Source organism: Aurantimonas sp. Leaf443 (assembly GCF_001425575.1).
In the GTDB taxonomy this organism is placed as follows: Bacteria; Pseudomonadota; Alphaproteobacteria; order Rhizobiales; family Rhizobiaceae; genus Leaf443.
Genome location: NZ_LMRD01000008.1, coordinates 107,370 through 119,884, shown reverse-complemented (window position 1 = coordinate 119,884; position 12,515 = coordinate 107,370). Strand labels below are relative to the sequence as shown.

Sequence of the window (12,515 nt, the reverse complement as noted above, 5' to 3'; positions counted from 1 at the left end):
GGGGCGCATCGGGACGCTCCCGGTCTCGCGCCCGTCAGGGTCGATGGCGCAGGGCGTCCACGACGAGCGAGAAGGCGGCGGAGGGCTGACGGCGGCTCGGGTAATAGAGGTAGTAGCCGGGGAACGGGTCGCACCAGTCCGCAAGCACGCTAACGAGCGCGCCCGAGGCGACGAAGGGCTCGACATAGTCGGCGGGAAGGTAGGCCAGTCCCAACCCCTCCCGCGCGCCGAGCCGTGCCAAGGCATTCGAGTTGACGAGGAGCTGCCCTTCGACGCGCACGTTCAGGCCGCGCCCCGCCTTCTCGAACTCCCACACCGCCCAGCCGCTCGTCGCCGTGTAGCGCAGGTTGATGCAATTGTGCCCGGCGAGGTCGTGCGGCGTCTTGGGCGGCGGGCGTTTGGCGAAGTAGAGGGGCGAGCCGACGATCGCCATGCGCATATCCGGCGAGATGCGGACGGCCACCATGTCCTGCGCCACCGTCTCGCCGAGACGGACGCCCGCGTCGAAGCGCTCGGCGACGATGTCGACGAACCCGGCGTTGACGCTGACCTCGACCTTCAGGTCGGGGTAGTCCGGCAGGAGCCTGGCGACGGCCGGCAGGACGATGGCCTCCGCCGGCGTGTCGCCGACGGTGATCCGGACGGTGCCGGCGGGCTTGTCGCGCAGGTCGGTCAGCGCCGCCAGCCCGGCTTCGATCCCGTCGAAATGGGAGGTCACCGAGCGCAGGAGCCGCTCGCCGGCCTCGGTCGTGGAGACGCTGCGGGTCGTGCGGTTGAGGAGACGCAGTCCCAGCCGTTCCTCGAGTTCGCGCACGGTCTGGCTGAGAGCGGGCTGCGAGATGCCGATCTCCTTGGCGGCGCGCGTGAAGCTGCCCGCCCGGGCCACCGCCAGGAAAGCGAGGAGGTCGCCGACGTCCTCCCGCTTCATTGATAGGCTCCACCTATAACCACAAGCGGAACCTAGCGACTAATCGGCAGGGACGTAAGGGCCTAGCTTCCCCCTCGAAGCCGACCGCAAGCCGCGGACGAACTCGGGACGGGACGGTGAAGATGGATATGACCCTCGACAGGCGGCAGGTCCATGCCCGCACGGCCTGGAGCGCGGTGTTCTCCATGGCGCTCTGCGTCGCCCTCCTGATCGCGTCCGAATTCATGCCCGTCAGCCTGCTGACGCCGATGGCCGCGGGCTTGAACGCCAGCGAGGGGCAGACGGGCCAGGCGATCTCGATCAGCGGCCTGTTCGCCGTCGCGGCCAGCCTTCTCGTCACGACGGCCGCCGGGAGGCTGAACCGCAAGTGGGTGCTGGTCGCGATGACCGGCCTCATGCTGGGATCGCTCGTTATCGTCGCCGCCGCGCCGAACTTCGCGACCCTCATGGCGGGTCGTGCCCTCCTCGGCATCTGCATCGGAAGCTTCTGGGCCCTGGCGACGGCCGTGATCATGCGGCTCGTGCCCGCAGCCGAGGTGCCGCGCGCGCTCGCCGTCCTGTATGGCGGCCAGGCCATCGCGGGCGCCTTCGCGGCGCCGATCGGCAGCTATCTCGGCGGCCTATTCGGCTGGCGCGAGGTGTTCTGGGCGCTGGTTCCCCTCGTTGCCGTCAACCTCGCCTGGCACGTCGTCGCGCTGCCCTCGCTCGAAGCCCGCGGCCGGCAGGATCTCCGCTCGCTCTTCGCCCTCCTGAAGCGCCCCCACTTCCGGCGCGGCCTCCTCGCCTCCATGCTCTCCTGGGGCTCGGCCTTCACGATGTTCACCTACCTGCGCCCGTTCCTGGAAGAGGTGACCGGCGCGGATGTCGCGACCCTCTCGATCCTTCTTCTCGTCCTCGGCTGCGGCGGCTTCGCCGGCACCTGGGCGGCGGGGCGCTTCGTGACAGGACGCGTCGCGCCGCTCCTGAAGCTCCCGGCCCTCGTCATGGGCGGCGTGACGCTCGCCCTTCTCGGCGTCGGCGGCTCGGTGATCGGCACCGGCATGCTCCTCGCCCTCTGGGGCGCGATGAACACGGCGATGTCGGTGATCTGGATGACCTGGATGTCGCAGACTGTCGACGACGCGCCGGAGGCGGGCGGCAGCCTGATGGTGGCGGCGATCCAGGCCTCGATCCTTCTCGGCGCCGTGATCGGCGGCCTGCTGCTCGACGGCTTCGCGGTGCAGGCGACCTTCCTCGGCAGCGTCGCTCTGGCCGCCGTCGCGCTCCTCCTCATCCGCGACGGTCGCAGCCTTCTGAAGCCTGCCTGACCTCTCTCCCGGCCGCATCGGTCGAAGGCCGATCCGGGAGACGGCGTCCCATACCCATCCCCATCCACGACCCCAAGGAGACGACCCATGACGACCCGTTCCAACGCGCCCGCCACCCGTGGCCACCGGCTCGGCCTGCGCAACGCCAGCGCCGGCGTCCTCGTCCTTTGCCTCGGCGCCCTCGTGCCCGCGGCCACTATCGCGCCCACGGCGGCCTTCGCTCAGGATCTCTCGCGCGGCGCCGACAACTTCTACCGCAGCGACCGCGTGAGCGTTCAGCCGATCACCTTCCGGACCCAGTACGGGACCACCGTCGCCGGCAATCTCTTCGTCCCGAACGACCTGGACCGCTCGGCGGATCATCCCGCCATCGTCGTCGGCCACCCGATGGGCGCGACGAAGGAGCAGAGCGCCAATCTCTACGCCACGAAGATGGCGGAGCAGGGCTTCGTCACCGTCTCGCTCGACCTGCCCTACTGGGGCGGCAGCGAGGGCGAGCCGCGCAACGCCGTCGCGCCGGAGCTCTACGCGGAAGCCTTCAGCGCGGCCGTCGACTATCTCGGCACCCGGGATTTCGTCGACCGCGGCCGCATCGGCGCGATCGGCATCTGCGGCAGCGGCTCCTTCGTGATCTCGGCCGCCAAGATCGATCCGCGCATCCGCTCCATCGCCACCGTCGCCATGTACGACATGGGCGAGGTCAACCGGACGGGGCTCGGCAACTCGGTTTCGGCCGAGCAGCGCCGTGAGACCATCGAGGCGGCGATCGCGCAGCGCTGGGCCGAGGTCGACGGCGGCGAAGTCGCGGTGGCCGGCGGAACGGACCTCGAGCTGACCGCCGAGACCCACCCGATCCAGCGTGAGTTCTACGACTTCTACCGCACGGCGCGCGGCGCGTTCACCCCCGAGGGCGCCTCCGACCGGCGGACCACGAAGCCGACGGTCTCGTCGAACGTGAAGTTCATGAACTTCTACCCGTTCGAGGACATCGAGACGATCGCCCGGCCGATGCTCTTCATCTCCGGCGACCAGGCGCATTCCAGGGAGTTCTCGCAGAAGGCCTACGATCTGGCCTCCGAGCCGAAGGAACTCCTCTGGGTCGAAGGGGCGGGTCACGTCGACCTCTACGATCGTGTCGATCTCATCCCGTTCGACCGGCTGACGCGCTTCTTCCGGACGAATCTCGCCGATCAGGAAGCCAGCCTGCAGCCGTAACCCGAAACGACGAGCGGAGGAGGGCGCCCGCCGGCGCGCTCCTTCCGCCGCCGAACACGCCGGAGACCGAACGCATGCTGAGGACCATCATCGCAACGGCGGCACTCCTTGCCGCGACGGGAGCCGCCATGAGCCAGGACCGCATCGAGATCGCATCGCCCTTCAGCAGCGTTACCGCCACCATGGAGGACAACGCCGCCGCCGCGGCCCTCCTGGAGATGCTGCCGCTGCGCATCGAGATGCGGGACCATCTCCGCCAGGAGAAGACCGGATACCTGCCGTCGGCCCTCCCGCAAGCGGCGCGTCAGCGCGCGTTCGCGGCTGGAACGCTCGGCCTCTGGAGCTCGGGCGACTTCGTCATCTACTACCGGGACGGACGCGTGCCTCGGCCCGGCATCGTCATCCTCGGACAGGTCGAGGGCGACGTGTCTATCTTCGATCGCCCCGGCGAGGTGACGGTCGAGATCAGCCGCGCGGACTGACCGCCGCCCCGGTCGGTGCCGGTTCGCAGCCTGCCCCCGGGGCCCCTGCGGGACGCGGTCCTCGCCCTGTCCTTCGGGCCGCCAGCGTGACGTAACATACAGTAACCTACTTCAGGACAAGGCGCTCTTCCGTGACACTCCAGCCCGAACGGACCGGCGGATTTCCCGCCTGCCCGCAAGGCCATGGCGAATGTCATCCACCTGGACCCGCCCTCTAGCGGTCGTGACTGCCGCACTGGTGGCGGCATCCTGCGCAGGCCACCCCAAGGGTGTCATGACGCCCGTCGCCCTCGCGTCCCGATCGCCGACGGCGGTCCAGGTCGAGATGCTGGTGGCGACCACGCGCCTGGCGTCGAACAACCCGTCGACCCTCTTCAACGGGGAGCGCAGCCCGCAGCCGTCGCTGACCGACATCACCGTCTCGATCCCGGCCGGCTCCGGCCGCAAGATCGGCGACGTGCAATGGCCCGAGCGACTGCCGCCCAATCCGGAGACGGATTTCGCCGTCACCTCCGTCAACGCGATGACGAGCGCCGAACAGGGTCTCGACTGGTTCAGGCGGCACGGCAAGGGGGGCCACGCCCTCGTCTTCGTTCACGGCTTCAACAACACCTACGAGGACGCCGTCTTCCGGTACGCGCAGATCGTCCACGACTCCGGCGCCGACGTGACGCCGATCATGTTCACCTGGCCGTCGCGGGCCAAGCTTCGGGACTACAACTACGACAAGGAGAGCACGAACTTCTCGAGGACCGCCTTCGAGAACACGCTGCGCTATCTGGCACGGGATCCGTCGGTGAAGGACATCACCGTCCTCGCCCATTCCATGGGAACGTGGCTCGCGATGGAGTCGCTCCGGCAGATGGCGATCCGGGACGGCCGGGTCGACCCGAAGATCGTCAACGTCATCCTCGCCTCGCCCGACATCGACGTCGACGTGTTCGCCCGCCAATTCGTGGAACTGAGCGAGCCGCGTCCGAGATTCACGATCTTCGTGTCCCAGGACGACCGGGCGTTGGCCGCATCGCGGCTGATCTCCGGCAATGTCGATCGCCTTGGCAGGATCGACCCGTCGGCCGAACCCTACAAGGCGAAGCTGGAGCGCGCGGGCATCACCGTCGTCGACCTCACCAAGCTGAAGACCCCCGACAGCCTGAACCACGGCAAATTCGCGGAGAGTCCGCAGATCGTCCAACTCATCGGCGGCCGCCTCGCGAGGGGGCAGACCCTCTCGGGCAAGGATATCGGTCTCCTGGAGGGGGCGACGGTGCTGGTCGCGGGAACGACGGCCGCCGTCGGAGCCGCGGCGGCGACTGTCGCCACCGCGCCGATCGATGCCGCCAATGCGGCCGCGACAGGGACGTCCCGCGCGGCGGACGGACGCGAGCTCGAGCGCATTCTCGAAAGCGAACCCTCGCAGTCGCTCGTGCCGGGCCGCGCGAAGCCGACGACATAGGACCCCGGTCGCGACCGGCCCGCTCCGTTCAGGCGGTTCGTCTCGCCGCTCGCCCCTCAAGGCTTCGCGACGCCATGCAATCCGAATGGAGGGCCCGCGAAGCGTCGGTTCATCGGATGCGCCAGTGTCATGAGGAGGCAAGGACCATGAGTTCGCACGCGACGGCAGGCCCGGAAACCACGGGCCGCGGATGGCGCTTCAAATGCGGCGTCGCCCTGTTCTGCCTGATGATCGTGATGGTCCTGCTCATCCCGGTCGCCGCGGCGTCCGGACTGTCGCCGAGCAAGGTCGCCACCGTCACCGGCGTGATCTTCGTCGGCAACAAGATCATCCTTCTTCTCACCATCGCCGTGATGGGCAAGGCCGGGTTCCAGGAGCTGAAGGGCATCATCGGCGGCTACATGCCCCGTCTCAAGTCCGACGGCATCGTCAGCCCGACCCGGCACGTGGTCGGTCTCGTCATGTTCTGCCTGCCGATCTTCACCGCATGGCTGGAGCCCTATCTCGACGCGGTCGCGCCGGGGCTGCGGCCGAACCTCTGGCAGCTCCAGTTGCTGGGCGACGTGATGCTGGTCGCCAGCATCTTCGTGCTCGGGGGCAACTTCTGGGAAAAGATCCGGGCGCTGTTCATCCGCACGGCCAGAGTGGCCGATCCCGTGTCGGATCTCGGCTGATCGCGATGACCGACCGGGGAAGCCGCATGTCGGCGGGCGACGTGACCCAAACCGGACCCGTCCGGGACAAGGAGCCGGACATTCGCGGGAGCAATCCGTTGAGGCCCGTCGCGATTGCGGTCGTCCTTCTGGCCACTGTCCTGATGGTGGTGGCGATCTTCGTGGAGCGGCGGACGCCGTCCTCCTCCCAGGCGACTGTGCAGGCCTATGTCGTCGGCATCGCCCCGGAGGTCGCCGGCCGGGTTGTCGAGGTCGGAGCGGCCGACAACTCGAGGGTCGCGCCCGGCCAGATGCTCTTCCGGATCGACCCGCGACCCTACGAGCTGGCGGTGGCTCAGGCCGAGGCGCGTCTTGCTCAGGTCGGCCAGACGATCGGTGCGTCGACGGCCTCGGTCGATGTCGCACAGGCCAAGGTGGTGGAAGCGCGGGCGGCGCGGAACAACGCCGAGGAGGAGGCGAACCGCGCCGAAGAGCTCGTCAAGCGCAAGGTCTCTCCGAAGGCCAAACGCGATACGGCCGTGGCGGAACTGGAGCAGCGGAATGCAGCCGTGGTCGCGGCGGAGGCGTCCCTGGCACAGGCCCGCGAGGCTCTGGGCCCCGCGGGCGACAACAACCCGCAGCTTCAGGAAGCGCTCGCCACGCTCGAGCGCGCCCAACTCGATCTCCTGCGCACGACCGTCATCGCGCCGGCGGACGGGGTCGTCACGAACCTCCAGCTCTCCGTGGGCAGCGTCGTCGGCGCCGGGCAGAGCGCGATGACCTTCATCGACGTGAACACGATCTGGGTGACGGCCGCCTTCAAGGAAAACAGTCTCGAAAGGATCGCCTCCGGCAGCCGGGCCGAGGTGCTGTTCGATGTCCTTCCCGGCAAGCTGTTCGACGCGACGGTCGAAAGCGTCGGGCTCGGAGTGGCTCAGGGCAGCGTCGATCCGCGCACCGGTCTTCCCAAGGTCTCGACGGAAAGCGGCTGGATCCGGACACCCCAGAGCTTTCCCGTGCGCCTGACACTCGACGACGGCCTTCCGAAGGGCGTCCGCTACGGGTCGCAGGCCAATGTCGTCGTCTACACGGGCGACCATCCCGTCACGAACGCCGTCGGGCGCTACTGGATGCGGCTCGTGTCGTATCTCACCTATGCCAGCTAGCGCTCGTTCATCCGGCGCCCCTTCTCCAACCGTCGCGCCGGCGACGCGCAAGGGGCTGCGGATCGCGCTTGCGGTATCCGTCGGCTTCACCTGGGCGGTGGCGTCGGGCGACGTCATCCCGTTTCTCGGACCGTTGTTCGCGGCACAGTTCCTGATCGCAAGGTCACGACCGCTCCCGATCGGCAAGGCGGCCGGGATGCTCCTCGTCGTGCTGGTCGCGGGATCGATCCTCGAGTTCGTCACCGTGGCCACGGCGGAGCGCCCCCTGGTCCTCCTTCCCCTGCTCGGCCTGTTCTTCTTCGCCTGTTTCCACGCCCAGGCGAGCGGCAAGGGCGGCGCGGCCGTCTTCCTCATGCTGGTGGTCGGGATCATGATCCCGCTGCTGACGATCCTGCATCGGGATCTCGGATCGTCCGCCCTTGCGATCCTCGCCCATGGCATCGGGACCGGGATCGTCCTCGCCTGGCTGGCCCATGCCGTGCTTCCCGACCGAGGCGGGGTCGACGCGGCTCCGGCGGCGCGGCTCGTTCATCCGCGCCCGACGGCCCGCGCTGCCGCCGATACGGTCATCCTCCTCCTGATCGTCACCATCTGCCTGATCAAGGACGAGTGGGCGACGGCGATGGTCATTCCCATCACCGTCGCCTCGATCCAGACCCAGGTCGACATCTCCGCCGGCGCGCGCGCCTCCGTCGGCCTCGTCCTCGTCAATCTGCTGGGAGGGATCGCGGCTTCGCTGGCCTTCGTCCTCCTCGAGATCCGTCCGTCGCTCCTGTCGATGGTCGTGCTCGTCTTGCTTGCGGGCCTCGTCTTCGGCGGGAGGGCGGCGCTGCCCTCAGCGAGCGCGAAGGTCCATGCGGGAGCGCTCACGACGTTTCTCCTGATCTTCGGGGCGGGTGTCTCGCCCCTTCCTGGGACGGCGGCCGAGTCCTTCTCCATGCGGATCGGCTACATCGTCGTCGCCATCGCCTATGCGATGCTCATGGGCGCGCTCCTGTGGCCGAGGTCACGTCCGGCCTCCCGGTCGCTCCAGACCTTGGAGGTCGCATGATGCGCTGGAGGTCCGTGTGGCTGATCCTCGCGGTCGTATGCCTCGGCGCGTCAACCCCGAGAGGCATGGCTCAACCTGCACCGCAGCAGGCGAAGATCGAGGCGCTCATCGAACTCCTGAACGATCCCGAGATCCGGTCGATCCTGGCGACGAAGGCACCCCAGGCGGCGGATGTCGTGCCCGCCGCCGAAAGACTTGACGCCCCGCCTCCGACGGCATCGGTCCTGTCGAGCGTCACGGCCTTCGAGGCGATGGTGCGCGGGCGTTTCGCCACGCTGAAACGAGCCATCCCCCGCATTCCCGCCGAGATCGCTGGCGCCGCGCGGATCGTGTCCCGGGACATCAACGCGGGCCGGCCCGGCAAGGTGATCTTCATCCTCGCGATCCTCGGCGCGATAGGCCTGTGCGGAGAGACACTGGTTCGACGTGCCTTGAGATCGACGCGCGCGGCCGACGAGGTCGGCGCTCCCGCGTCGAGCAGTGCCCTTCTCGGTGAGATCCTGCCTCTCCTGGTCTTCGTGGTCGTGACCGTCGGCACTTTCCTGAGCTTCGGCTGGCCGCCTTTGCTGCGCCGCGTGGTCCTCACCTACCTCTTCGCCTTCATCGCCTTGCGCATCGTCCTGGCCGCCGTGAGGCTGGTGGCGACATTGGGCCGGCCGGCTGTCGCCGTTCCACCCAGCGGCGCCGTGCCGATCTCCGACGACGAGGGTCGGAGCCTCTACTGGTCCCGCAGGATCCGTGTCTTTCTCGGGTCCTTCCTGTTCGCCTGGGCGACCGTGAACCTGTTGCCGGACCTCGGCTTCTCGAGCGAGGTGATCCAACTCGTCGCCTACGCATTCGGCCTCGCCCTGCTCGCGATCGCGACCGAAGCCGTCTGGCGTCGGCCCGTGGCAACGGGCCGCCATGTCCCTGCCACGAACGTCCTTCTGACCCTCTATCTCGGGCTTCTCTGGCTGGTTTGGGTCGCGGGCTTCCACGGGCTGCTCTGGCTCGGCATCTATCTCCTCGTCCTTCCGCCGATCCTGTCGGCCACGGGTCGCGCGGCGGCATCGCTGGCGGAAAGGCGCGGGTCGGTCGGACTGTCGGGTGCCGTGATCAACGTCCTGATCGTCCGCGGCGTCCGGGCCCTGGTCATCGCGCTCGCCATCGGCTGGCTGGCCTATGCCTGGCGGTTCAGCGTGGCGGCGCGGGCCGGCGGGGACCGTTTCGAGACCCTCATCGGGGGCATCCTGCAGGGCCTCGTCATCCTCCTGGTCGCCGACATGCTCTGGCAGGTCTGCAAGGCGATCATCGAGCGGCAGGTCCAGACATCCGACGCGACGGCCTCCGCCGCGGGGGCGGCCCGCAAGAGCCGATTGCGGACCTTGCTGCCGCTCTTCCGCAACACGCTCGCCGTGTTCATCGCCGTCGTGACGGTGCTGACGGTGCTGTCGGGACTCGGCATCGCGATCGGCCCCCTGATCGCGGGCGCGGGCATCTTCGGCGTCGCCATCGGGTTTGGCTCGCAGACGCTCGTGAAGGACATTCTCAGCGGCGTCTTCTTCATGCTCGACGACGCGTTCCGTGTCGGCGAGTACATCCAGAGCGGCAGCTACAAGGGCACGGTCGAATCGTTCAGCCTGCGCTCCGTGCGCCTGCGCCACCACCGGGGGCCGATCTTCACCGTGCCGTTCGGCGATCTCGGCGCCGTCGAGAACATGAGCCGGGACTGGGTGATCGACAAGATGACGATCAACGTCACCTACGACACGGATGTCGATCTCGCGCGTCGTCTCATCAAGAAGGTCGGCCAGGCGCTGGCCGCCGATCCGGAGTTCGCCGCGAACACGATCGAGCCCTTGAAGATGCAGGGCGTCGATAGTTTCGGCGACTTCGCGATCGTCCTCAGGATGAAGCTGATGACGAAACCCGGCGAGCAGTTCCGGATCAGGCGCAAGGCCTTCGTGATGATCAAGAAGGCGTTCGACGAGAACGGCATCAAGATCGCGACGCCGACGGTCCAGGTGTCAGGGGATGACAAGGGGGCAGGGCCGGCGGCCAGCGAGGCGATGCGCCTGCGCAAGACCCACGAGGCGCAGGCCGTGGCGGCCGACGGGGTTTGACCGGGAAACCGGCCCGTCCGAACTTCGCCTTGCGCGGAGAGGATCAGCCGGGCGGCAGACTGTCGGCGACCGTGGACGATGGCTGCTCGTCGGGACCGTCTCGCGGCTCGAGACCGGCCTTGCGCAGGCCGGCGAGGATGCGGGCCCTGTCCTGCGGGCGTCCCAACCGCGTCTCCAGTTCCGTGGTGAGGTTGACGAGATAGTCCGACCCCATGAGGGCGAACGCCCGGCTTTCCCGGCGGGCCTCCTCCGTCATCCCGCGCTCGGCATGGATGATCGCCGCCACCACGTGGAACAGCGGGAACTTCTGGATGTCGGCCCGTTGGATCTCGGACGCCGCCTTCTCGTAATTGCCCAGCATGTAGTTCGCCAAGGCCAGGGCACCCCAGGAGTAGCCGGAGGCATTGGGATTTCGCGACAGCGCCTCTTCCATGATGGCCGCGCCGCGTTCCCATTGTCCGCTGAGGGCAAGGCGGCTTCCGAACTCGCTGAGCAACTCGGTGTCGTTGGGATTGACCGCCAGCGCCCGCTCTCCCACCCGCAGCGATTCCTGCGGCTGTCGATAGAAGAACAGGGCCGTCATCAGCGCCTGCAATCCCCTGGCGTTTTCCGGGTCGAGTTCGACGGCTCGTTTCGCCGCCTGAAGCGCTCGATCGACGGCCGTCAGAGCGTCGGAACGCCGGTTGTATCGGAAGCGGTCCTCGTCGAGATAGACCATGGACAGCATGGCCCATGCGGTCGCGTAGCCTGGGGAACGCGCCACCGCGTCCTCGAGACAGGATCTGACGTCGGCATGCTGCGCGGCGCCGAGATCGGAGCGGTAGGCGTAGAAGCGCAGCGTGCAGGCATAGGCACCGAGGCCGTCGGGAGGCGGTTGCGCCGTGTCGGTCCGGGCGATGATCCCGTAGGGCTGGGCGATGGCGGTCGCAACCTTGTCCGCCACCTCCTTCTGGATGGAGAAGAGGCTTCGGGCATCGAGGTCCCCGTCATAGGTCGTGGACCAGAGGATCGCCCTCGATGCCGTCTCCATGAGTCTTGCCGTGACGCGGACCTGCCGGCCTGCTACCCGGACGCCGCCCGCCAGGATGAACCGTGCGCCCGTTTCGACGACGGGAACACGGTCGCCCGAAGCGTCCGGCGGGGGGGCGAAGGAGTCCCGGCCGAACACCTTCAGTTCCTTGAAGCGCGGAAGGGCGGTCAGGAGTTCGTCCGTCAGGCCGGCCGCGTAGAGCGCGGCCTCCGGTCCTCCCCCGAGATCCGAGAACGGGGCCACGACGAGGGTGGGGCCCCCCGGGGCGAAGCTGCCGACAGGGTCGTTCGTCATCGGCGGCGGCGCGATCCACCACGCCAGGGCGACTGCGATGCCGGCGGCACCGAGTGCCGCCGAGGAGGCCGACACGGCGATGCGGCCCCTCCGCCGCGTCCGTTCGACCGCGATTTCGGGCGCCTGCGGGCCGGACGCGGGAGCCTCGGGCGGAACGGCGGCCGACAGCCAGGAGAAGGTTGGAACATAGCCGCCCTTGGCGATGTCGATCCGGATCGGGTCGGCGTTCCCGGCGGCCAGGTAGTAGAGTTCGAGCGCCCGCCTCAGCCGGCCCGCCTCGATCCGGACGACGGGGTCGTCCTGCGAGAAGTCCTCGCCGCGCCCGAACACTTCGGTGGCGATCGTGTAGCCCTTGATCCGCTTCCCGCGTCCGGCAAGGGTCTCTTCCGTCACGTACCGGAGGAAAGCCCCGCAGCGCCCGGCTCCGGGGAATGTCGGATCGGCGACGATACGCTGGACCTGCGCGCGAACGTCTTCTGCACTCGGAGGGGCACGCTCCTTGGCAGCTTGCATCGGCGTCTGCATGGGACCGCCTTTCGCCGGGTCATCTGCGCTCCGGCGCCGCATTTAGCGCCCGGCAATGACCCAAGGTCAAGCAGGCCCGCTCGTCGGCCTTCGCCCCCTGCCGTCGCCGCGAGGCATCGGACGTCGGGCGCACGACGTCGACCCTCGCCGGGGCGCGCTCGATCTCCCCTTTCAGGTCCTCGACAGACAGTGCTGACCCGCATGACCGTTCGCCCCGTTCCGGGCGCCGAGAAAGCCGAACGGGACGGTCACGGGTCGTCTGCGCATCCTGTCCTCCACGACGGATCGGGCGGGTCCGAGAGAGGG

At 68.6% G+C, this 12,515-nt stretch carries 10 protein-coding genes; 8 read left to right on the top strand and 2 right to left on the bottom strand.

The window, feature by feature from the left end:
* Positions 1-34: 34 nt before the first annotated feature.
* Complete coding sequence (locus tag ASG48_RS11965; RefSeq protein ID WP_055849961.1) at positions 35-928, bottom strand: LysR family transcriptional regulator; 894 nt, start codon at positions 926-928, stop codon at positions 35-37.
* 122 nt (positions 929-1,050) lie between these two features.
* Between ASG48_RS11965 and ASG48_RS11960 the strand changes: the two genes are divergently transcribed.
* The 8 genes from ASG48_RS11960 to ASG48_RS11925 all read left to right on the top strand — a co-directional run bounded on the left by ASG48_RS11960 (position 1,051) and on the right by ASG48_RS11925 (position 10,360).
* A complete protein-coding gene (locus ASG48_RS11960) occupies positions 1,051-2,235 on the top strand; it encodes an MFS transporter (RefSeq protein ID WP_055849959.1) in 1,185 nt (394 codons plus the stop codon).
* An 87-nt stretch (positions 2,236-2,322) separates the two neighbouring features.
* Entirely contained in the window at positions 2,323-3,450 is a 1,128-nt protein-coding gene (locus ASG48_RS11955) for an alpha/beta hydrolase (RefSeq protein ID WP_156381580.1), read from the top strand.
* Positions 3,451-3,578: 128 nt separating this feature from the next.
* A complete protein-coding gene (locus ASG48_RS11950; protein ID WP_244486892.1) occupies positions 3,579-3,932 on the top strand; it encodes a cyclophilin-like fold protein in 354 nt (117 codons plus the stop codon).
* Positions 3,933-4,122: 190 nt separating this feature from the next.
* Positions 4,123-5,388 (top strand): alpha/beta hydrolase, encoded by a 1,266-nt coding sequence (locus ASG48_RS11945; RefSeq protein ID WP_082529435.1) that lies wholly within the window; start codon positions 4,123-4,125, stop codon positions 5,386-5,388.
* A gap of 146 nt (positions 5,389-5,534) precedes the next feature.
* Positions 5,535-6,062 carry a transporter suffix domain-containing protein gene (locus ASG48_RS11940; protein ID WP_055849953.1) on the top strand — a complete coding sequence of 176 codons (528 nt, stop codon included), beginning with the start codon at positions 5,535-5,537 and terminating at the stop codon, positions 6,060-6,062.
* Between the two features lie 26 nt (positions 6,063-6,088).
* A complete protein-coding gene (locus ASG48_RS11935; RefSeq protein WP_055849951.1) occupies positions 6,089-7,207 on the top strand; it encodes an HlyD family secretion protein in 1,119 nt (372 codons plus the stop codon).
* Positions 7,197-8,258 (top strand): DUF2955 domain-containing protein, encoded by a 1,062-nt coding sequence (locus ASG48_RS11930; protein WP_055849949.1) that lies wholly within the window; start codon positions 7,197-7,199, stop codon positions 8,256-8,258. The genes ASG48_RS11935 and ASG48_RS11930 overlap by 11 nt, the downstream gene beginning before the upstream one ends.
* Before the next feature lie 65 nt (positions 8,259-8,323).
* Positions 8,324-10,360 carry a mechanosensitive ion channel family protein gene (locus tag ASG48_RS11925; RefSeq protein WP_244486891.1) on the top strand — a complete coding sequence of 679 codons (2,037 nt, stop codon included), beginning with the start codon at positions 8,324-8,326 and terminating at the stop codon, positions 10,358-10,360.
* Positions 10,361-10,403: 43 nt separating this feature from the next.
* Here the strand turns inward: ASG48_RS11925 and ASG48_RS11920 are convergent, their stop codons facing one another.
* On the bottom strand, positions 10,404-12,209 hold the full coding sequence (locus tag ASG48_RS11920; protein ID WP_055849944.1) for a hypothetical protein: 1,806 nt from the start codon (positions 12,207-12,209) through the stop codon (positions 10,404-10,406).
* Between the last annotated feature and the right edge of the window lie 306 nt (positions 12,210-12,515).

What these genes read in the sequence shown, in the direction of transcription:
- ASG48_RS11965 (WP_055849961.1), bottom strand. Translation starts at nt 928, where the DNA reads ATGAAGCGGGAGGACGTCGGCGACCTCCTCGCTTTCCTGGCGGTGGCC.
- ASG48_RS11960 (WP_055849959.1), top strand. Translation starts at nt 1,051, where the DNA reads ATGGATATGACCCTCGACAGGCGGCAGGTCCATGCCCGCACGGCCTGG.
- ASG48_RS11955 (WP_156381580.1), top strand. Translation starts at nt 2,323, where the DNA reads ATGACGACCCGTTCCAACGCGCCCGCCACCCGTGGCCACCGGCTCGGC.
- ASG48_RS11950 (WP_244486892.1), top strand. Translation starts at nt 3,579, where the DNA reads ATGAGCCAGGACCGCATCGAGATCGCATCGCCCTTCAGCAGCGTTACC.
- ASG48_RS11945 (WP_082529435.1), top strand. Translation starts at nt 4,123, where the DNA reads ATGTCATCCACCTGGACCCGCCCTCTAGCGGTCGTGACTGCCGCACTG.
- ASG48_RS11940 (WP_055849953.1), top strand. Translation starts at nt 5,535, where the DNA reads ATGAGTTCGCACGCGACGGCAGGCCCGGAAACCACGGGCCGCGGATGG.
- ASG48_RS11935 (WP_055849951.1), top strand. Translation starts at nt 6,089, where the DNA reads ATGTCGGCGGGCGACGTGACCCAAACCGGACCCGTCCGGGACAAGGAG.
- ASG48_RS11930 (WP_055849949.1), top strand. Translation starts at nt 7,197, where the DNA reads ATGCCAGCTAGCGCTCGTTCATCCGGCGCCCCTTCTCCAACCGTCGCG.
- ASG48_RS11925 (WP_244486891.1), top strand. Translation starts at nt 8,324, where the DNA reads ATGGCTCAACCTGCACCGCAGCAGGCGAAGATCGAGGCGCTCATCGAA.
- ASG48_RS11920 (WP_055849944.1), bottom strand. Translation starts at nt 12,209, where the DNA reads ATGCAGACGCCGATGCAAGCTGCCAAGGAGCGTGCCCCTCCGAGTGCA.